Source organism: Pseudomonas brassicacearum, from assembly GCF_003732265.1.
Lineage (GTDB): Bacteria > Pseudomonadota > Gammaproteobacteria > Pseudomonadales > Pseudomonadaceae > Aquipseudomonas > Aquipseudomonas brassicacearum_D.
Genome location: NZ_MOBK01000318.1, coordinates 1 through 277, shown reverse-complemented (window position 1 = coordinate 277; position 277 = coordinate 1). Strand labels below are relative to the sequence as shown.

At 55.2% G+C, this 277-nt stretch carries 1 pseudogene; it reads left to right on the top strand.

Annotated features, from left to right (window positions below):
- Positions 1-68: 68 nt before the first annotated feature.
- A pseudogene (locus BK660_RS32820) lies at positions 69-277 on the top strand (LTA synthase family protein); the annotation flags it as partial.

Sequence of the window (277 nt, the reverse complement as noted above, 5' to 3'; positions counted from 1 at the left end):
CTGGAGGTAGGTTAAAAAAGGAGTTTTAAATGCGCGTTCCCGCGTGAGCCCCGCTGCGTTTCGTTCTAATGGTCACCGGCCTGTGGTTGGTGGTTTTTTTCTTCACCCGCCTGGTGTTACTTGCTACTCACCTTTCGGAGGCGGGTACTGCCTATGCTTCGCTTTTCGGTATTGGCGTCTTGTACGACATGGGCTTTCTGCTGTATGCCGCTCTGCCGATGGGCCTGTATGTACTGCTGTGTCCTCCCTCGTTGTGGCGTACCCGTGGGCACCGTTG